Source organism: Mesorhizobium sp. C089B, assembly GCF_030323125.1.
Taxonomy (GTDB): domain Bacteria; phylum Pseudomonadota; class Alphaproteobacteria; order Rhizobiales; family Rhizobiaceae; genus Mesorhizobium.
This window is the reverse complement of the sequence record NZ_CP100469.1, coordinates 2409345-2429423: the sequence shown is the minus strand read 5'-3', so window position 1 is coordinate 2429423 and position 20079 is coordinate 2409345. Positions and strand designations below refer to the sequence as shown.

General features: G+C 63.2%; 15 protein-coding genes, 1 other RNA gene and 3 pseudogenes. 12 read left to right on the top strand and 7 right to left on the bottom strand.

Annotation, left to right across the window (positions count from 1 at the left end; genetic code table 11):
* Window positions 1-91: 91 nt before the first annotated feature.
* Complete coding sequence (locus NLY44_RS12260) at window positions 92-1312, top strand: alanine racemase (protein WP_023697033.1); 1221 nt, start codon at window positions 92-94, stop codon at window positions 1310-1312.
* On the opposite strand, the gene NLY44_RS12255 is transcribed toward NLY44_RS12260, so the two are convergent.
* Window positions 1309-2040 carry an SDR family oxidoreductase gene (locus NLY44_RS12255; RefSeq protein ID WP_023690857.1) on the bottom strand — a complete coding sequence of 244 codons (732 nt, stop codon included), beginning with the start codon at window positions 2038-2040 and terminating at the stop codon, window positions 1309-1311. The genes NLY44_RS12260 and NLY44_RS12255 overlap by 4 nt on opposite strands.
* Before the next feature lie 131 nt (window positions 2041-2171).
* Here NLY44_RS12255 and NLY44_RS12250 point away from each other — a divergent pair, with 131 nt between their 5' ends.
* Complete coding sequence (locus NLY44_RS12250) at window positions 2172-3071, top strand: LysR family transcriptional regulator (RefSeq protein ID WP_023804319.1); 900 nt, start codon at window positions 2172-2174, stop codon at window positions 3069-3071.
* A 53-nt stretch (window positions 3072-3124) separates the two neighbouring features.
* Here NLY44_RS12250 and NLY44_RS12245 read toward each other — a convergent pair whose 3' ends face one another.
* A complete protein-coding gene (locus tag NLY44_RS12245; protein ID WP_023729359.1) occupies window positions 3125-4354 on the bottom strand; it encodes a lytic murein transglycosylase in 1230 nt (409 codons plus the stop codon).
* Window positions 4355-4386: 32 nt separating this feature from the next.
* A complete protein-coding gene (locus tag NLY44_RS12240) occupies window positions 4387-5184 on the bottom strand; it encodes a glycoside hydrolase family 25 protein (RefSeq protein ID WP_023705561.1) in 798 nt (265 codons plus the stop codon).
* Window positions 5185-5467: 283 nt separating this feature from the next.
* On the opposite strand from NLY44_RS12240, the gene NLY44_RS12235 reads away from it, so the two are divergent.
* Entirely contained in the window at window positions 5468-6847 is a 1380-nt protein-coding gene (locus NLY44_RS12235; protein ID WP_023804320.1) for a serine hydrolase domain-containing protein, read from the top strand.
* Window positions 6848-6970: 123 nt separating this feature from the next.
* Here NLY44_RS12235 and NLY44_RS12230 read toward each other — a convergent pair.
* From NLY44_RS12230 to NLY44_RS12220, 3 pseudogenes are all read right to left on the bottom strand, one after another.
* Window positions 6971-7627 (bottom strand): annotated as a pseudogene (locus NLY44_RS12230) (class I SAM-dependent methyltransferase); the annotation flags it as partial.
* Window positions 7624-8751, bottom strand: a pseudogene (locus NLY44_RS12225) (BtaA family protein); the annotation flags it as partial. The pseudogenes NLY44_RS12230 and NLY44_RS12225, both read right to left, overlap by 4 nt.
* 207 nt (window positions 8752-8958) lie before the next feature.
* Window positions 8959-12903 (bottom strand): annotated as a pseudogene (locus tag NLY44_RS12220) (hydantoinase B/oxoprolinase family protein); the annotation flags it as partial.
* Window positions 12904-13080: 177 nt separating this feature from the next.
* Here NLY44_RS12220 and NLY44_RS12215 point away from each other — a divergent pair.
* The 7 genes from NLY44_RS12215 to NLY44_RS12185 all read left to right on the top strand — a co-directional run bounded on the left by NLY44_RS12215 (window position 13081) and on the right by NLY44_RS12185 (window position 17062).
* Window positions 13081-13278, top strand: coding sequence for a hypothetical protein (locus NLY44_RS12215; protein WP_023668260.1), 198 nt, complete (start codon window positions 13081-13083; stop codon window positions 13276-13278).
* 209 nt (window positions 13279-13487) lie between these two features.
* Window positions 13488-14207, top strand: coding sequence for a J domain-containing protein (locus tag NLY44_RS12210; RefSeq protein ID WP_023699613.1), 720 nt, complete (start codon window positions 13488-13490; stop codon window positions 14205-14207).
* A complete protein-coding gene (locus NLY44_RS12205; protein ID WP_023699612.1) occupies window positions 14204-14971 on the top strand; it encodes an N-acetylmuramoyl-L-alanine amidase in 768 nt (255 codons plus the stop codon). Before NLY44_RS12210 ends, NLY44_RS12205 begins: the two co-directional genes overlap by 4 nt.
* A gap of 183 nt (window positions 14972-15154) precedes the next feature.
* Window positions 15155-15859 carry a lytic transglycosylase domain-containing protein gene (locus NLY44_RS12200; RefSeq protein WP_023804324.1) on the top strand — a complete coding sequence of 235 codons (705 nt, stop codon included), beginning with the start codon at window positions 15155-15157 and terminating at the stop codon, window positions 15857-15859.
* Between the two features lie 50 nt (window positions 15860-15909).
* Window positions 15910-16307: RNase P RNA component class A (gene rnpB / locus NLY44_RS12195), an RNA gene on the top strand.
* Window positions 16308-16487: 180 nt separating this feature from the next.
* Entirely contained in the window at window positions 16488-16772 is a 285-nt protein-coding gene (locus NLY44_RS12190) for a type II toxin-antitoxin system ParD family antitoxin (protein ID WP_023714773.1), read from the top strand.
* Window positions 16769-17062 carry a type II toxin-antitoxin system RelE/ParE family toxin gene (locus tag NLY44_RS12185; RefSeq protein ID WP_023668265.1) on the top strand — a complete coding sequence of 98 codons (294 nt, stop codon included), beginning with the start codon at window positions 16769-16771 and terminating at the stop codon, window positions 17060-17062. Before NLY44_RS12190 ends, NLY44_RS12185 begins: the two co-directional genes overlap by 4 nt.
* 9 nt (window positions 17063-17071) lie before the next feature.
* Here the strand turns inward: NLY44_RS12185 and NLY44_RS12180 are convergent, their stop codons facing one another.
* Window positions 17072-18187 (bottom strand): cystathionine gamma-lyase, encoded by a 1116-nt coding sequence (locus NLY44_RS12180; protein WP_023804326.1) that lies wholly within the window; start codon window positions 18185-18187, stop codon window positions 17072-17074.
* A 402-nt stretch (window positions 18188-18589) separates the two neighbouring features.
* Here NLY44_RS12180 and mraZ point away from each other — a divergent pair, with 402 nt between their 5' ends.
* Together mraZ and rsmH are read left to right on the top strand one after the other, a co-directional pair.
* Window positions 18590-19063 (top strand): division/cell wall cluster transcriptional repressor MraZ, encoded by a 474-nt coding sequence (mraZ, locus tag NLY44_RS12175; protein ID WP_023804327.1) that lies wholly within the window; start codon window positions 18590-18592, stop codon window positions 19061-19063.
* Entirely contained in the window at window positions 19060-20076 is a 1017-nt protein-coding gene (gene rsmH / locus NLY44_RS12170; RefSeq protein WP_023714771.1) for a 16S rRNA (cytosine(1402)-N(4))-methyltransferase RsmH, read from the top strand. The genes mraZ and rsmH overlap by 4 nt, the downstream gene beginning before the upstream one ends.
* Window positions 20077-20079 lie beyond the last annotated feature (3 nt).

The window sequence follows — 20079 nt, the reverse complement described above, 5'->3', positions numbered from 1 at the left end:
GCTGGGTCAGTGCCCGCCAGACACAGAATTGTTTTCTTTGGCCGCTAGCTTGGATTAATTGTGCGCAGCCGAGAAGTCAGGGGATTCGTCCATGCAGCGATTCGAGAATGCCCGCGAGGCGGCGCTGGCGCTTCGGCCGGACGATCCGGTCTACTGCTTTCGCCCGCAGGTGCTGAAGGCGGATGCCAAACAGTTCATGGGCATGTTTCCCGGCAAGACCGCCTACGCAGTCAAGACCAATGGCGAGCAGATCGTGCTGAAGGCGCTGGTCGAAGCCGGCGTCACCGCTTTCGATGTGGCCTCGCCCGGCGAGTTCGCCGCAGTGCGCGCCGTCTCACCCGACGCCGAGATGCTCTACATGCATCCGGTCAAGGCGCAGTCGGACATCAAGCTTGCGCTGGAAAAATACGCCATCCGCGTCATTTCGCTCGACCATGAGGACGAGATCACCAAGCTGACGCGGGTGGTGCGGGCGCTTGACATCGATCCGGGCTCCATCAGCGTGTTCGTGCGCATCCAGACCAAGGGTTCGGCGGCCTATGAACTGTCGAAGAAATTCGGCGCCGGGCCGGCCTATGCGGTGGAACTCGCCGAGCGGCTCAACCGCACCGGCTACAAGGTCGGCCTATGCTTCCATGTCGGCAGCCAGATCGAGGATCCCGACACCTATGAGCGGGCGCTGGCCTCCGCCGATTGGGTGCGCAACCGGCTGACCTTCGACATTGCGGGCCTCGATGTCGGCGGCGGCTTTCCCGCCGAGTACGGCCATGACCCCAATCGCAAGCAGCTCGAGATGCCGTCGCTCGGCCAGATCATGTCGCGGCTGTCGGGCGACCTGAGGGAATACCAGTTCGACCAGATCCCGTTGGTGGCCGAGCCCGGCCGGGTGATCGTGGCGCGCTGCCTGTCGCTGATCGTGCGGGTGCTGCTGCGCAAGGGCAAGCGGCTCTACATCAATGACGGCATCTGGGCGTCGCTGTCGGATTCTTGGACCGGCAAGATCACACTGCCGGCCCGCTTCATCCCCGATCCGGCGATCCGTTCGCGCAATGGCGAGGAGAAGAACATCGTGCCGTTCAAGGTCTGCGGCGCGACCTGCGATTCCGTCGACATCCTGTCGCGGCCGTTCTGGCTGCCGGAAACCGTCGACACCGGCGACTGGATCGAGATCGGCCATATCGGCGCCTATTCGCTGTCGCTGAGAACCCGCTTCAACGGTTTTTATCCCGACACATTTGTCGAGGTGACGACACCCTTCGATGAAGGCGATGCGCCGCAGGGATTCGCCAGCCTGGAGACGATGGCGGACTAAGCGACCCCGCCACCGGCCTGGATATTCTCGCCGGTCAGCCAGCGGGCCTCGTCGCTGGCCAGGAAGACCGCGACATCGGCAACGTCGCGGGGCGCGCCGATCCTGCCAAATGGAGACATGCCGGCCGCCACGGCGCGATCGCGCTCGGGAAGCAGGTCCGTGTCGGTGAAGCCAGGCGACAGCGCATTCACGGTGATGCCGCGCGGTCCGAGTTCACGCGAGAGCACACGAACGAATTGTTCGACGGCGCCCTTGCTGCCGAGATAGAGCGCCGTTTGCGTGAAGAACATCTTGGTGCCGCCGGTGGAGACCGCGATGATGCGGCCGCCGTTTCGCACACGGCGCGCTGCTTCCTGAAGCACGAAGAACGTGCCCTTGGCATTGGTGCCGAAGACATGGTCGAAATCGGCTTCGGTTGCCTCGGTCAGAGGCTTGATGACGGCGACGCCGACATTGGCAACCACGATGTCGATCGCGCCGAACTCACTCTCAGCCTCGTCAAACAGGCGATGAATATCCGAGACGCTTGATATGTCGGCCTGGACGGCGATCGCCTTTCCTCCCTTGCCGGCGATGGCGGCCACGACCTCGTCAGCGGCTTCGTGGTTGCCGACATAGTTGACGACGACGGCAGCGCCCTTGGAGGCGAGGCCTTCGGCGATGGCTCGCCCAATGCCGCGCGAACTGCCGGTGACGAGTGCGGTTTTGCCTTGCAAGGACTTGGGCATGATACGTTTCCTTCAATCATTCAGGCCCGTGCCGGTTTCATCCGACGGGTCCGCTAGTCGAGAAATAGGGCCATGCAACTGATCAGATGATGGCCTATTATCTGACTAGCTTGTTAATCTAGGGATACACAATGCGCGGTTCTGAATTCGCCGAGCTCAAGGCATTCGCCGCAATCGTGGAAGAGCGTAGTTTCGTCCGCGCCGCCGCCCGGCTGCGTGTTTCCCCGCCGGCGCTCAGCCAGTCGATCCGGCAACTGGAGGCTCGCATCGGCGTCAGGTTGCTGAATCGCACGACGCGTAGTGTTTCACCCACTGGTGTCGGCGAGACGCTGTTTGCGCGCCTTGCCGTTGCGTTCGAAGAGCTAGAGGGCGCCGTAGCGGACATTCATGCCGCGCGTGATCGGCCGGCGGGTTCGCTACGAATAAACGTGCCGCGTGTTGCCGCGGTGCGGTTCATCGGCCCGATCCTTGGCGACTTCCAACGCGCCTATCCTGATATCGCGCTGACCGTCATCGTCGACGATACGCTGACCGATATCGTCGAGGGCCGGTTCGACGCCGGGATCCGTCTCGGCGAGCGGCTGCAGAAGGACATGGTGGCGGTCAAGCTCAGCGACGATTTGCAGATGGCGGCGGTGGCCGCCCCGGCCTACCTTGAGGGCCGCGCAACTCCCCGTCATCCCCAGGATCTGCACCAGCACCAATGCATCAACTTCCAATGGCCGGGCGGCGGCAACCTCTACCGGTGGGAGTTTTCTCGCGGCAAGCGGGTTTTGGAAATTGCTGTTCAGGGCAGCCTGACTGTCAACGACACCGAGCTGATGCTGAAGGCGGCGCTGGGTGGAGCAGGCGTCGCCTACATGATCGACTATCAGGTCCAGTCGTGGATCGATGCGGGCAGGCTGATGAGATTTCTAGAGCCCTGGTCGCCCAGCTTTCCAGGCTTCTTCCTGTATCACCCGAGTTCGAGGCACGTCCCCCCGGCTTTGCGGGCATTTATCGACTTCGTCCGGGCAAGGAGTAGGGAATAGGGAATTCGGCTTGGGGAGCTTCTACTCCCAACCCCAACGCCTACTCACTCTCTTCACAACTTCCCCAAAAGCTCCGGCGTTGGCCAGCCGTCGACCGGCATGCCGAGCCGCATCTGTTCCTTGCGGATGGCTTCGCGGGTGTTGGTGCCCAGAATGCCGTCGACGGTGCCGACGTCATAGCCCCTGGCTTCGAGCTTGGTCTGCAATTCCTTCATCTGGTCGCCATTGAGCCCGGTTTCGGGATTGCGCGGGTCGAACTGCTTTGCCCCGGCCAGCCGGCTGGCGAAGTTGGCGGCGGTCAGCGCGTAGGTGAAGGACTGGTTCCATTCCAGATAGACGTCGAAATTGTCGTAGGCCAGGAAGGCCGGACCTTTGCGGCCCATCGGCAGCGCCAGGCCGGCCTTCAGGCCATTGTCGATCAGCGGCGTGCCATCGGGATTGGTGACGCCCCAGGCGGCCCATTGCGACAGCGGCAACTTGTTGGTGCGGCCGGTCTGCTCCCAGGGCATGTCCTCGGGCACGCGCACTTCCTCGATCCAGGGCTGGTCGCGTTTCCAGCCGCGCGACAGCACCTTGTTGGCCGTGGTCATGATCACGTCGGGTACGCTGCGCCTGAGGTCGACGATGCCGTCGCCGTCGCCGTCGACTCCGCGCGCGAGATAATCGGAAGGCAGGATCTGCGTCTGGCCGATCTCGCCGGCCCAGGCGCCGGTGACGTCGGCCGGAACGACGCCGCGATCGATCAGCGTCAACAGCGGCACCAGTTGCGGCCGAAACAGCTGCGGGCGGCGGCAGTCATGCGACAGCGTCACCAAGGCGCTCAGCGTGTGGAAATCGCCCTGTACGGCGCCGAAATCGGTCTCCAGCCCCCAGAAGGCGGTGATGATCGGCGCCTGGACACCGAACTGCTGGTCGGCGCGCGCAAAGATTTCGGCGTATTTCTTCAGATTGGCCGCGCCCTGCTTCAGCCGGTAGGCCGAGATCATGCGGTTGGAGAACTGGATGAAGGTCTGTGCGAAGACGCCCTGGGCGCGATCGCGCGCCAGCACCTTGTCGTCGATGGTGGCGGCTTCCAGTGCGTCAAGGCCGACAGCGCCGACACCGGCCGCCTTGGCTTCCGCCGCCACGCCTTGCTTCCAGGTTTCGAAGTCGCCGCCGCATTCCTGCGCCCCCGCCGGCATCGCCGTAGCGCCGAGCAGCAGGGCCGCGAGCAGCCCGGAGCGCAGGCGGCTCTTCGACTGTTTCCGGCGTAAATATCCCAGTGGCTGCAGGTAGGTGCGCATGGGACGTCGAAAAGCAGGCGGCTGAGCCGGTGTCAACGGGTGTTCTGCCGCAGCCACTTTTTCCAGGCTGCCTCAGTGCCGTTGAAGACGTTGATATCGGACTTGCCGGTCATGCCGGGAACGATACCGGTTCCGGTGTATTGCCAGAAGGTGAAAGGGTGGCTGCCGTACTTCTGGCGGGGGTGGCCGGCCACCGAGCGCAGCCAGTAGGGATAGCCGCGGAACGTCGAAAGGTCGTTATCGTCGAAGAAGTCGACCGAGGTGTAGATGATCGGCTTCTTGCCATAGTGCCGCTCGATCATCTCGAGAAAGGTGGTCATTTCGGCCCGCACCGTCGCCGAATCCGGGCGCAGCCGGCAGGTCGGCGATTGCGGGTTCCACTCCATGTCGAGCACCGGCGGCATGGCCGAGCGGTCGACGGGCACGTTCTGGATGAACCAGCGCGCCTGGGTGGCGGCAGGCGTGCAGAAGTAGAAAAAATGGTAGGCCGCGCGCGGAATGCCATTGGCCTTGGTGCGCGACCAATGCTCGTTGAAATACTCGTCGAAACGGTCGCCGCCCTCGGTCGCCTTGATGAAGGCGAAGGAGATGCCGCTGGCCTTGGCCGTCGGCCAGTCGACCGAGGTCTGGTATTTGGAGACGTCGGTTCCGTGAACGGCATAGTTCCAAGGCGCGCCGCTATCCCATTCATGCGGCTTGGAGTCTTCGAAACGCGGTGCGCGCACGGCAACCGTCGGGCTGCTGGATGGCGATATCGAGGGCACGAGATCGCCGGCGGTCGAGCAGGCGGCCAGCAGCGTCAACGTGATGAGGGCCGCGAAACGGCGCATCGCATTTCCCGAGCCGGAATCAGCCGGTCGCTGTTGGGTTGTCGTTGCAGGTGCCCCTCAGGCGATCGCCCCACAGCATCGCCTGATACGCTATTTTCGTGCATGTCGTCGTCCCAAAACCGCTGCGCACTTTTGGGCGACATGCATCAGTGATCGCCGATCATGGTTGATAACAGGTTGACGGCGCTCGACAAGAACACCGATTTTGCGGAAGCAATGGCGGCAAATCGATGACATAAATCGGGCCGCAAGCCACGGGCAGCGGAAAAGCAGGGACGGAAAGATGCGGATCGCCGTGAAGATCATCAAATGGCTGCTCGGCCTGGTCGTGTTGGCCATAGCCGCCCTGTTTGCCTGGCTCTACGTCGCGCCGCCCGAACTGATCCGCGTCGGTTCCGGCTATTCCGCCAAGATTGTCTGCTCGAATGTTTTTATCGCCGGCCGTGATCCCAATGAGGTGCTTGCCATCGACGTGCAGGCGCCCGGCCATCCGCTTCTCAGGCTGATGAAGGTGTCGGTCGACAAGAACAGGGGGACCGTCTCGGCCGGGCTGCTTGGCTTCCTCGGCAAGAGCGTTGCCGTTGCGCGCGCCGGCCTGGGTTGCGCCTCGGTTCCCGATGGCGACGTCGGCGAGGCACGGCGCACGTCAATCCCTGCCGAGGCGTCGGCGGCCACCAAGGGCGATCTGTGGCCCAGGGGAGATCGAGTCGACGCCTCGCAAAATCCCGAAATCAACAAGATCCTCGACGGTGCGGCGATGACCGGCATCGGCATGCGCGCCGTGGTGGTGGTCAAAAATGGCCGCATTGTTGCCGAGCGTTATGGCGAGGGCTTTTCGGCGAAAACGCCGCTGCTCGGCTGGTCGATGACCAAGACGGTCAACGCCGCGCTCGTCGGCACGCTGGTCAAGGACGGCAAGATGGCGGTGACCAATCAGGGTCTGTTCGGCTCATGGAAGGCGGACGGCCGCGCCGCCATCAGCCTTGCCGACATGATGGCGATGTCGAGCGGGCTCGAGTTCAACGAGGATTATGGCGACGTCGCCGATGTGACGCGCATGCTCTACCTCGAACCGGATATGGCGGGCTTCGCCGAGGCCAAGCCGCTGACCGGCGACGTCGGCAAGGTCTTTTCCTATTCGAGCGGCACGGCGGTGATGCTGTCGCGGCTGTGGCAGGATGCTATCGGCGACAAGGACAAGGCGCTGATGTGGCCAAGGACAGCGCTGTTCGGGCCGCTCGGCATGCAAAGCGCGGTGCTCGAAACCGACGAGGAGGGTACCTTTGTCGGCTCATCCTACCTCTATGCCACGGGGCATGACTGGGCGCGGTTCGGCCAATTCCTGCTGCAGGGCGGCGTCTGGAACGGCAACCAGATCCTGCCGGCCGGTTTCGTCGACTGGATGCGCGAACCGGCACCGGCCTCGAAAGTCTACGGCAAGGGGCAACTTTGGATCGAAGCCCCGGGGGACGAAGGAAATCCCGGCGCCGGCGTCGCCGCCGGCCTGCCCAACGATACCTACTGGATGGAGGGCCATGACGGCCAGACGGTCGCCATCATCCCGTCGGAGCAACTGGTGGTGGTGCGGCTGGGGTTGACGCCGGCCAAGCTCGGCTACCGGCCGCAGGTGATGGTCGGCGCGCTGATGAAGGCACTGCGCTAGCTCCCTTTACCCTCCCCTTGATGGGGAGGGCGGGGGCGTAGCGCCGGGCGGGGTGCCTGGCACTTCACCCCTACCCGCGCCTTCAGCGCGACCTCCCCCATCGAGGGGGAGGTAAGAGTGCGCGATCTTGACGACCGCCAGCCAGGCATAGCCGCGATAAAGCGCGCGGAAACAGAAGCTTGCGCCGGTTCGCCGAGATTCCGATTCCAAGACTTCGCGCAATGATTCACGTGGGGTGACATGGAATTTCTTGAGCCAGCCGCGCAGCAATGTCCGGAACCAGTTGGGCAAGCCTTCCTGCTGGCCGAAATCGACGACATGCAGCGAGCCGCCGGGCGCGAGTGCCGCAAGGGCTGCCGAAACCGTCTTTTCCCAACCGGGGATCATCGACAGCGAATAGGACACGAAGATGCGGTCGAAGCGCTCGACGCCGAACAGCGTCTTGGCGTCGAAATCGGTGGCGTCGCCGCGCGCCAGCACGGCGCGGCCGGACAGGCCGTCGCGGCCGATCGCCTTGCTCGCCGTCTCCAGCATCTCGGCCGAGATGTCGAGGCCGTAGAGGCGGGCGTCGGGATAGTGGCGGGCTACAAGCGCGATGTTGCGGCCGGTGCCGCAGCCGAGTTCGAGCACTCTGCCATTCGCCGGCACATCCAGCCCGACTATCATCTGGTCGCGGCCAAGCAGATAGTATTTGCGGGTCAGGTCGTAGATATGGCGTTGCCAGCGATAGACGCCGTCCATCAGTTCGGCATGGTCGGCCGGCAGCCCGCTCGCGCTCATGCCGCGCGCTTCACATAGAGGTGGAAGCCGCCATAGATGGCCGAGCGGTCGCGGGCCGAACAGTCGCGCGAGGCCTCGTCCTCGTAGGTCCACTGGTCGAGCAGCGAGATCGAGACGCGGCCCGGCAGCAGGCTGGGCTCGGCGGCGGTACGGAAGATGACTCGGGCGCCGACCGAGGCGGTGCGGGTGATCTCCGACCAAAGGGCATTGAGCTGGTCGTCCGTCATCCAGTCCTGCGCGTCGAGCAGGACGAAACGGTCGACGGTGCTTGCGTCCTTGCCGGCCAGAAATTCGATCAGATTGGCGTGGTGGATGCCGACGCGATCGACATTGTTGCGGATCGCCTTGTAGTTGGCCTCTTCTAGATAGGCGGGCAGGGCGGCCTCACCCGGATTGGGATAGCGACGGGCGAAGGCTTGCCAAGCGAAGTAGTTGTTCTTCAGCGGAAAATCGCAAGCGAGCTTTTCCAGCCGGGCCTTCAGCACGCTGGCCATCGAACCATCGCCCGAGGTGATCAGCGAATCGTACTGCGCCGGCGGAATGCCGAGGCCGAACAGCGAAGCCTTGCGCGAGGTAGCCCAGCGCAACAGCTTCTTGTCGAAGACCGGCGCCAGCTCTTCGTGAAAGAAGCGGCGCTGGTCGGCGAGGCTCTTCGACGCCATGATACCGGCGGGATCGACGCCGAAGAATTTGGCGATGCGGTGGCCCATGGCGATGAACAGGCCGAGCAGGCCGGTCTGGTAGAAATTGCGGTCGAAGACGGTGATGCGCCGGCGGCCGCGCCAGCTGCGACGCTCCCAATAGTGGCGGCTGACCGGGTCGAGATGCGGCGCGATGAAGCGGTCATAGGCTTGCGAATTGTGGCTGGTGCCGGCGGCGCCGAAGAAACGGAACAGATCGCCCTGCGAGGGCAGATGCCGCACCGCCTCCAGCTTCATCCGGTTCAAGGCGATGTGGGCGGCGTTGAGGTCGACCGCATCGACGCGTTCAGGCGAGCGGGTGAGGTAGGCGAGGATGTTGCAGCCGCCCGACGCTATGGTGACGACGCGGTGACCCTGGCCAAGCTGCATGGCGTCCATGTCGACTTCAGGGTCTTCCCAGATCTGCGGATAGACGAGACCGGAAAACAAGAGGGCGAACAGCCGCTCCGAGATGCCGGCCTGCGACAGCGGGCGGTTCTGGTAGACGGCCTTTCCAACTTCCTTGCCGCGGCGAAAAACGAGATCCGAGGAGACGTCCGTCATGGCAAAGTGATTCCCCATTTGCTTTGCCGCAAGCGGGTAACTCAGGGGCATGACAGGCGGGTGACAGCCTGTTGACGCGAGTTCAGGCCTTGCCAAATCCCCCGGTGTCGGCGTCGTCAGGATGACGGCGTCGCCGGCGTCGAGCACGGTCTGGTCGCAGGCCTTCAGCGTCTCGACGCTGCCGTCCTGGCGGCGGACCTTGGTCGAGCCGACCTCGCCGTCACCGCCGCCGTCGAGGCCTTGCGGCGGGCGGTTGCGGTGCGAGGACAGGATGGCGCATTCCATCTTTTCGAGGAAACGGATGGTGCGCCTGGTGCCGTCACCGGCATCCCATTTGCCTTTGCCGCCGGAGCCTTCGCGAATGTGAAAATCCTCGAGCAGCACGGGAAAGCGCAATTCCAGCACCTCCGGGTCGGTCAGGCGCGAATTGGTCATGTGGGTGTGGACGCCGGATGTGCCGGCAAAGCCGCGGCCGGAGTTCATCTGTCCGGCCGGCGAACCGGAGCAGATCGTCTCGTAATACTGGTACTGCTTGTTGCCGAAGGTCAGGTTGTTCATCGTGCCTTGCGCATTGGCCATGGCGCCCATGGCGCCGAACAGGGCGTTGGTGACATGCTGCGAGGTCTCGACATTGCCGGCGACGACGGCGGCGGGGTAGGCGGGCTTCAGCATCGAGCCGTCGGGGATGATGATGTTGATCGGCCGCAGGCAGCCGGCATTCATCGGGATCATGTCCTCGACCATGACACGGAAGGCATAGAGCACGGATGCGCGGGCGACGGGCTCGGGCGCATTGAAATTGTTCTTCTCGACCTTCGACGTTCCGGTGAAGTCCACGGTCGCCTCGCGCTTTTGCCGATCGACGGTAATCTTCACCTTGATCACCTGGCCAGTGTCGGTCGGGTATTCGTACTCGGAACTATCTGGCAGCCGCTCCAGCACGCGGCGCACGCTTTCGGCGGCGTTGTCCTGGACATGGCCCATATAGGCTTCGACGACGTCAAGGCCGAAATGGGCGACCATCTTGCGCAATTCCGCCACGCCCTTTTCATTCGCGGCGATCTGCGCCTTGAGGTCGGCGATGTTCTGGTGTGGGTTGCGGGCAGGATAGGGGTGGTCGGTGAGCAGCGTTTGCAACTCCGCCTCGCGGAATTTTCCACGATCGACAACGCGGAAATTGTCGAACAGCACACCTTCCTCGTCAACCGTGGTGGCAAGCGGCGTCATCGAGCCGGGAGCCGTGCCGCCAATGTCGGCATGGTGGCCGCGCGAGGCTACGTAGAAGATTACTTCCTCCCCCCTTGAGGGGGAGGTGGCGGCGGAGCCGCGTGAGGGGGTGGTTGCGGCAGTGCTCGACGCTCTTGTGGTGCCTTCTGAGAGGACCCCACCCGGCCGCTGCGCGGCCACCCTCCCCTCAAGGGGGAGGGAAAACACCGGCGTCACCACGGTGATATCAGGCAAATGCGTGCCGCCATTATAGGGGGCGTTCAGCGCAAAGACGTCGCCGGGATGGATGTCGCCGGAGTTCAGCCGGATGATGGTTTCGACCGAGCGGTCCATGGAGCCGAGATGCACCGGCATGTGCGGCGCGTTGGCGACCAGCGCGCCATGACGGTCGAAGACGGCGCAGGAAAAGTCCAGCCTTTCCTTGATGTTGACGGAATAGGCGGTATTCTGCAGCGTGACGCCCATCTGCTCGGCGATCGACATGAAGAGGTTGTTGAAGACCTCCAGCATCACCGGATCGGCTTCGGTACCGAGGGCAGCCGTGCGCACTTTCCGTTCCGTGCGGCGGATGACGACGTGATTGAGGTTGGTGATTTCGGCCCGCCAGCCCGGCTCGACGACGATGGTCTGGTTCGGCTCGATGATCAAAGCGGGGCCTGGGACCAGATTGGATGGGCGCAGGTTTTCGCGGCGATGGATGCCGGCCTCATGCCAGCGGCCCTCGGTGTAGATGCGCCGCGTTCCGGACGCACCGGCTTCAACCATTGCCGGTCCGGCGGGCGCAACGGCTTCGGCCGTGGTCTCGACGATCTCGGCGCCTTCCACGCCAACGGTCTCGACGATCATCGGCTTGTCGTCATAGACGAACCCGAACTGCGCCTTATGGGCCACTTCGAAATCGCGCCTGGCCTGGAAGATCGAGTCCTGTTCGAAATTCACCGGCAGCGTGGTGTCGGTGCCGTCATAGCGGATGTGCAGCACCGGCTTTGCCGCAATCTTGTCCTCGGCGATGCCTTGCGCTGCCAATTCGGCGATGACGGCTTTTTTCAACGTGCCGATGAGGCTGCCGATCTGGGTCCTGGATTCTTCGGCAAGCGGCTTCAGGAGCGCCTGCTGGCGCGACGCGAAAACCGACGACAGGCCGATACCATAGGCTGAGAGCAGACCGGAAAAGGGGTGGATCAGTACCGCCTCCATGCCGAGCGCGTCGGCAACCAGGCAGGCATGCTGGCCGCCGGCGCCGCCAAAACAGTTCAAGAGATATTCAGTGACGTCATAGCCGCGCTGCACGGAGATCTTCTTGATGGCATTGGCCATGTTTTCCACCGCGATGGTGACGAAGCCTTCGGCGACGGCTTCCGGCGTGCGGCCATCGCCGATTTCGACGGCCAGCGCAGCGAATTTTTTGCGCACGGCGGCCACATCGAGCGGCTGGTCCTGGCCTGGGCCGAAAATTGCCGGGAAGAAATCGGGCTGCAGCTTGCCCAGCATGACATTGGCGTCGGTGACGGCCAGCGGGCCGCCGCGCCGGTAGGCGGCGGGGCCAGGATTGGCGCCGGCGGAATCCGGGCCGGCGCGGAAACGGCCGGCTTCGTAGTGCAGGATCGAGCCGCCGCCGGCAGCGACGGTATGGATGCGCATCATCGGCGCACGGATGCGCACGCCGGCGACCTCGGTGTCGAAGGCGCGCTCATACTCGCCGTCATAATGGGCGACGTCGGTCGAGGTGCCGCCCATGTCGAAACCGATGACTTTCTCGAATCCGGCGAGTTTCGCCGTCTCGACCATGCCGACGACACCGCCGGCCGGGCCGGACAGCAGCGCGTCCTTGCCCTGAAACATGTCGGCGGCGGTAAGCCCGCCCGACGACATCATGAACATCAGGCGAGGAGATTGGCCAATCTCCCCCCTCGTGGGGGAGATGCCCGGCAGGGCAGAGGGGGGCGTGACGGAATGAGGCGCTGGCGGGACAGCGCCCCCCCCTGTCGGCTTTGCGGACTGCCCTTCGCTATGGCTCCGGGCGTTCGTCGCTGAAAAAGCCAAATCGTTGGCTTTTTCTCGGCCTTTGGCCGACCGCTCCTCACCCCCCACAAGTGGGGAGATTGGCGTCGCGCCCAGTTCTCCCGCCACCCTTTGCACATAGCGCGACAGGATCGGCGACAGATAGGCATCGACCACGGTGGTGTCGCCGCGGCCGACCAGTTTGATCAGCGGCGAGACTTCATGGCTGACCGAGACTTGGCTGAACCCGATCTTGCGGCAGACTTTCGCCACCGCCTTCTCGTGGTCGGGATATTTCCAGGCATGCATGAAGACGATGGCCACCGCATCGATGCCGTCGGCCTTCGCCTGTTCGATGGCGGGCCGGCAGGCGGCGATGTCGAGCAAGCGCTCGACCTCGCCATTGGCGCGCACACGCTCGTCGATCTCGATGACTCGCTCGTAGAGCTGTTCGGGAAGGATGATCTCCTTGGCGAAGATGTCCGGCCGCGCCTGATAGGCGATCTTCAGCGCGTCGCGAAAGCCCTTGGTGATGAGCAAAAGCACACGGTCGCCCTTGCGCTCCAGCAGCGCATTCGTGGCAACGGTGGTACCCATCTTGACGTCACCGACCAGGCCCGGAGGAATAGCGGTGCCGGATTTCAGCCCCAGAAGCTCGCGGATGCCGGCTATGGCCGCGTCGGGATAGGCTTCGGGATTTTCCGACAGGAATTTCCTGGGATGCAAACCGCCTTGCGGATCACGTCCGATCACGTCGGTAAAGGTGCCGCCGCGGTCGATCCAAAAATCCCATTTCTTGTCCACGCAGAACTCCGGCATTGCATTTGGGTCCAGACTGTTAGTTCGGCATCGCCCGGCCCGCAATCGGTAGTGCGCGGATGTTACATCAGGAAACGCAACGTTACGAAACTCATGGCCGTTTGATGCATTTTGCCTTCGACCGTTCACCGCAACGTGAGCGTGTGTTGAAGGAGAGATGTCATGAAAAAGCTCATTCTTGCTTCCGTTTCCGCCCTGGCCCTGTTCGGCGTTGCCGCCTGCAGCGACAGCGGTACGGATAACACCACCACCCAGAGCACCAATCCGCCAGCCGCCGAGCCCATGAAGCCGGCGACGCCGGATGCACCGAAGCCTGCAGAACCGGCTCCGGCAACACCTGCTCCTGCCCCCGCGCAGTAGCAGCAGTCTCGGTCACTTTGACGTGACGAGAGAGGAGGCCGGCTTCGCGCCGGCCTTCCTGCGTTTAGGTCGATTCGGGGCTCAAGGGCCTTGAACCGGCTCTTTCCTACGGTTTGGGATCTGGCGCGTCGGTTGCTTGCGTAAATTCGATCCACTCTGCGGCGCTGTCTTGGCTTGATAGCGATGGCCGGCGGCCCTAATAAGCGCTCATGTCGATTTGGGATCGCCTCGGCGACTTCATCACCCGCGTTTCATCTTCAGCCACGTCCGGCGTAGCCGATGTGGTCGAGGCCGTGCGCACGGTTTTCTCCGGTGACGCCGATCTGCGCCGGCGCGTCGCCTTCTCTGTGGCGATGATTGCGCTGTCAGCCAAGATGGCCAAGGCCGATGGCATCGTCACCCAGGACGAGGTTCGCGCGTTCCAGGAAATATTCGAGGTGCCGCGAGAACAGACCCGCAATGTGGCGCGGCTTTACGATCTGGCCAAGCGCGACGTCGCCGGGTTCGAGACCTATGCCGAGAGTATGGCGCAGATGTGCGGCTCGGGCCATTCGAACTGCGTCATGCTGGAAGACATACTCGACGGTCTGTTCCATATCGCCAAGGCGGATGGGCTGGTGCATGAGCGCGAAGGGATTTTCCTGCACCGTATTGCCGAGATTTTCCGCATCGACGAGGTGCACTACGAGGCCATCCTGGCCAGGCACGTCAATCTCGGCGCCGGCGATCCCTATATCGTGCTCGGCATTGAGCGCGGGAAACCGTTCGAGGAGGTCAGGAAGCGATACCGCAAGCTGGTCTCCGACAATCATCCGGACCGGCTGATAGCGCGCGGCCTGCCGCAGGAATTCATCAAGATTGCAACGACCAGGGTCGCGGCGATCAACGCGGCCTATGAAATGATCGAGCGGGGCCTCAGGCACGCATGAGCGGCTTCCCGCCCGACGAGCCAAGCGCGGAGGTCAGGGTATCGCCGAATTTCGGCCCGCGGCGCGAAACCCTCAGGCCCGACATGATCGTGCTGCACTATACCGGCATGGCGACTGGTGCTGCCGCGGAAGCCTGGTTGTGCGACCCCGCAAGCGAAGTCTCGTCGCACTACCTCGTCCACGAGGATGGCCGCATCATTCAGATGGTGCGCGAAAGCGACCGCGCCTGGCATGCCGGTGCAAGTTCCTGGTTCGGGCGTACCGACATCAACTCCTGTTCGGTCGGCATCGAAATCGTCAATCCCGGCCATTCGCTCGGCTATTCGGTCTTTCCCAAGCGGCAGGTGGAAGCGGTGATCGGGCTTTGCCTTGGTATCATCGAACGCCATTGCATTTCGGCGCAAAGGGTGCTTGCCCATTCCGACATAGCGCCGGGGCGCAAGATCGACCCGGGCGAGAAATTCCCCTGGAAGGCGCTGTTTGCGGCCGGGGTCGGCCATCTCGTGCCTGCGGCGCCGGTCCGGCGCGGCGCGGTGCTGAAAGCCGGCGATACCGGCGCCGAGGTCGAGGCACTGCAGTCGATGCTGGCGCTCTATGGCTATGGCGTCGAGATATCAGGTGTCTTCGACCGCCAGACCGAAATCGTCGTCGAAGCTTTTCAGCGGCATTTCCGACCACGCCTGGTGGATGGCGTCGCCGACGGCTCTACATCTAGCACGCTGCAAAGCCTGCTGACTTCCCTTAGGTCAGTTGCGTCTAAATAATCTTTTCCGGATATTCAAGTTACAGCCTGTCACTGAAAGTGAATTGCCTCGCCTTGTTCGACACAAATTCCGCCCTCAAAGGCAGTTCGTGCAAGTTATCGGACCTCCAGCCCCCGGATGCTCCGATATTGATTAGGCCTTGCTGCGTGAAGATCTTCGCGCGGCCAAACAGAACAGGACCACATGCAGAAATTGACCGTTGTAACGGCAGCTATTGCTGCCGGCGTAATGACTTTTGCCTTCAGCACGGCCGATGCCGCACCACTGAGCCAGAGGGCAGACCAGGGCTTCATCGCCGCACCCGCCAAGGCCACCATGACGAAGGCAAACCCGAAAGCAAAAAGGGCAACCACCGCGAAAGTGCGCAAAGCAGCCGTGGTGAAGGCCAGAAAAGCCACGGCCAAGAGGCATGTTAAGCGCAACAGGAAGAGCGTCGACCTGACGACGACCGCATCGATCCGCCCAAGCACCGCTGCGGAGTCGACTGCGGCAGGCGCGCTTGGCGGCCAGTATTCGGCAATCATTGCCCGCTATGCTGCGGCCGAAGGCGTGCCGGTGTCGCTGGCCCAGGCGGTCATTAAGATCGAGAGCAACTACCGGCCGAACATCGTCGGCAGCGCGGGTGAAATCGGCCTGATGCAGATCAAGCCGGCAACGGCGCGGATGATGGGGTATAGCGGCTCGGCCAAGGGTCTGTTCGATCCCGACACCAACATCAAATACGGCATGAAGTACCTTGCCATGGCGCGCAATCTCGGCGGCGGCACCACCTGCGGCACGATCCTGAAATACAATGCCGGCCATGCCGCGACGCGGATGAACCCGGTGTCGGCGGCCTATTGCGGCAAGGTCAAGGTGCAGTTGGCGGCATTGGGATCGCCGGCATAAGTCTGCTTTTTCATTTGCGTTTTGGAACGTGAACCCCTTTATACGCTCTGCCAGCTGGCCGGGCGGCCGCACCCGCAAAGCCGAAAGGCTGCGGGTGAGGAAAGTCCGGGCTCCATGGAGACACGGTGCCGGTTAATGGCCGGCGGGGGCGACCCCAGGGAAAGTGCCACAGAAAGCAAACCGCCACGATTTATCGGGGCAAGGGTGAAAGGGTGGGGTAAGAGCCCACCGCGCGACTGGCAACAGGAGCGGCACGGTAAACCCCACCGGGAGCAAGACCGAATAGGGACGGTGCGAGGGGAAACCTTCGAGGGCTGTTTCCGGCTCACCGTCCGGGTAGGTTGCGTGAGGCGCATGGCAACATGCGCCCAAGATGAATGGCCGCCACGTTCTCGCCCCGAAAGGGGCGAGGGCCATACAAAACCCGGCTTACAGGCCAGCTGGCAATTTCTCCCCCATATCGCGATTAATCCTTTGGATCAGCAGTCTGCGCCTTCGGGCGCAGCTGGCGATTCAGGTGCTTGAGCGATTGAATCAAGTACTCATGCTGGGGTCGAGACAAACGCATCCTTGAAGCTGGTACGATTTAATCGTACCATGATTGTCATGGTTTGATCAGGAGCGCATCATGGGTCACGTCGACAAACGCAGCATCACGCTTTCGCCGGAACTGGCGGCGGCGGTCGACGATGTCGTGGCCGCCGGCGAATATGCCTCGGCCAGCGAAGTCATCCGTGATGCGCTGCGGCAATGGAAAGACCGCCGCGATCTTCTCGGCTACACGGTCGAAGAATTGCGCAGGCTGATTCAGGAGGGGATCGACAGCGGACCGGCGGTGGACGGCCAGCCCTTCATGGACCGGCTGCGAGCCAAATATCACAGGATGTCGGAAGCTGCAGGCTCGGAAGAGTGAAATATCGGCTGCTTCCTCAGGCGATATCAGATGTCGAAGGCATCGGTGACTACATTGCGGAACATAGCCCAAAGGGAGCCATGCGCCTTGTGGACGCTTTGGAGAGGCGCTGGACACTGCTCACCTTGCACCCGTTCTCAGGTGCGCCGCGCGATGATATCGCGCCCGGCATTCGTCATCTGATCGTCGGCGAATATGTCACTCTGTATCGCATGGGCGAAGACGCGATCGAGATCGTCCGCGTTTTGCACGGCAGGCGCGATATTGGCGCCGACGACTTGGTGACCTAATCCACCAGTTCAGACGCCGATCTTGTCCAGCGATGCCTCGATCGCCTGCCAGAGTTCTTCCACCGGCTCGCAGCCCACCGACAGGCGCACGAAGCCGGGCGGAACCGAATCTCCTCGCTTGGCCCGCCGCTCGGCGGAGGTGTGGACACCCCCGAACGACGTTGCCGCCTGCATCAGCGTGCAGTTGTTGATGAAATCCTCGGCCTTGTCTTCGGAAGCGAGTTCGAAGGACATGAGGAAGCCGAAGCGCTCCATCTGCGCCCGGGCGAGGTTGTGCGACGGGTCGCCCTCCAGCCCGGGGTAGCGCAAGCCGCTAACGGCGCGATGGTTTTTCAGGCGCTTCGCGATCACCTCGGCAGAAGAACACATGCGGTCGAAGCGTACCTCCAGCGTCTCCAGGCCGCGATGCACCAGCCAAGCCTCGAACGGGCCGGGAATGCCGCCCGCGGTCTCGCGCCAGCCGGTGACGGCCGCGATGATATCTGGATTGCGGCTGGCGACATGGCCGAACAGCACGTCGGAATGCCCATTGGCCGCCTTGGTGTCGGCAGCAACGACAATGTCGGCGCCGAGATCGAGCGGACGCTGGCCGAACGGCGTCATCGTGGTGTTGTCGACGACGACGATCGCGCCCGCTTGGTGCGCCGCCTCGGCGACGGCTGTGATGTCGCAAATGTCCAATCGCGGATTTGACGGGGTTTCAATGTAGACAAGGCGGTAGCCGTCGAAGCCGCCGTCGAGGAATGTAGATGTCGGCCGCAGATCATAAATGACGCCGAACGGCTTGAGGAAACGCTCGGCCAGCGCCCTTGTGGCGTGATAGCCGTCGGAGGGCAAAAGCACGCGGTCGCCGGATTTCAACAGGCCGAAAAACACCGCCGAGATCGCCGCCATCCCCGAGGGGAAGCCGACGCATGGCGCGTCTTCGAGATGCGCCAGCATGTGCTCGACCGCATCCCAGGTGGCGTTGCTGTAACGGCCGTACTGACTGTAGCCGGCGCCGTCGCCCGGGTTGTGGAAAATAGCGGCCATGGTCAGCGGCAATGGGATGGGGTCGCCTTTGGCAAGTCCGTCGCGACGCAGATGGGCAAGGGAGGCCGCGCGGGACCTGGCTGTTTCGGACATGGATTTCTGACCTTGTTGCTCAGCGAAAAGACTGACGACGCTATTCGCGGCAGTGATGCGCGGCAAGCCGCTTCCGCTTGGGCCAGCCCGCTCTAAACGGTTCGTTAGGCTTAATGGGAGATAAAGACGGGAGTGTTGTCAGAGCTGCTCTCACCGGTTGTGGCGCGCGCGTTTGTGAAGCCTGTTCCCGTTGACGCCCATAGTGCCCCATGATATCCCATTTCGATACCAAAGCCTTCGTTCCGCGTCAGGGTAAAGCGTACGCCAATCGGGCAGCCGCGGCGGCTGTGCGTTTGCGGGGTTTTGCCGCTGGGATCGAAGCGGATTTTCGGCAGGGGACGCGCTTCGGCGCGGACGAAAACATGGAGAGGGGTGCGGCGGCGGAAGCGGCTGCAGCGTGTAATGGACCGGTTTCTGTCAAGCGCGGTGAACAGGATCGATGCGAAGGGGCGGGTCTCCGTTCCGGCGCATTTCCGCACTGTCGTGCAGAAACGCGGCTATTCGGAGCTCTACGCGCTGCGCGGACTGGACGTGCCTGCGATGGACGTCGGCGGCCTCGATCTGCTCGACCGCTACGAACAGCGCATCGCGCTGGAAGACCCTTTTTTGCAGACGGCGGACGACATGTCGTTCTTCTGCCATGGCGACGGGACGTTCCTGAAGCTCGATCAGGATGGCCGCATCACGATGAGCGAATTCATCCGCGAGCATACGGGCATCACGAGCGAAGTGGCCTTTGTCGGCCGCGGCAATTTCTTTCAAGTTTGGGAACCCGGGCGGCTTGCCGCCTATGGGGCGCAGGCGCGCGCTCGGCTTTTGCAGCTTCGGCAGGGGACGAAGGCTCACGAGGCCAAGGCTGGGGAGCGGCCGGAATGATGGCGGATCACGGCGATGATCTCAGCGCCGTTGGCGGACCGGTCCGCCACATTCCGGTCCTCCTCGCCGAAGTGCTGGAGGCGCTCTCACCCAAAGCCGGCGATGTGATCGTCGACGGCACGTTTGGCGCCGGCGGCTACACCAAGGCGATCCTGGCGAGCGGCGCCTCGGTGGTGGCGATCGATCGCGATCCCGATGCGATTGCCGCCGGGCGCGGCCTGGAACAGCAATCCGGCGGCAGGCTAAGGCTAGTGCAGGCGCCATTTTCGACGCTGGACGAGCAGGTCGAAAGCGCCGACGGCGTTGTCCTCGACATCGGCATTTCCTCCATGCAGGTCGACCAGCCCGAGCGCGGCTTTTCGTTCCGCACCGACGGGCCGCTCGACATGCGCATGGCGCAGGCGGGCTTGAGTGCTGCCGACGTCGTCAATTCGTTCAAGATAGGCGACCTTGCCCGCATCTTCGGCTTCCTCGGCGAAGAGCGGAATGCCGGCCGCATTGCCCGCATGATCGAGTCACGCCGCGAAAAACGTCCGTTCGAGCGCACGCTCGATCTCGCCGACGCCATCGAAACGCATATCGGCCGCGCGCCGAAGGACAAGATTCATCCGGCCACCCGCGTCTTCCAGGCGCTGCGCATTTTCGTCAATGACGAGCTGGGCGAATTGGCCAAAGCCCTAATGGCATCCGAGCGGGTATTGAAGCCCGGCGGGCGGCTTGCGGTGGTGACGTTCCATTCGCTGGAAGACCGCATCGTCAAGCGCTTCATCGCCGACCGCGCCGACGTCGCCACCGGCTCACGTCATTTGCCCGAGGCGCACGCGCGCACTGCGACCTTCCGCAAGGCTGGTGGCGGCGTGACGGCAGGCGATGCCGAGGTCGCTGCCAATCCGCGGGCGCGCTCGGCCAGGCTGCGTACCGCCATCCGCACCGAGGCGCCGGCGCGCGCCGGTGATCTCACCATTTTCGGCCTTCCAAAGCTTCCCGGCATCCAGGCGCCGCGAGAGAGGTGAATA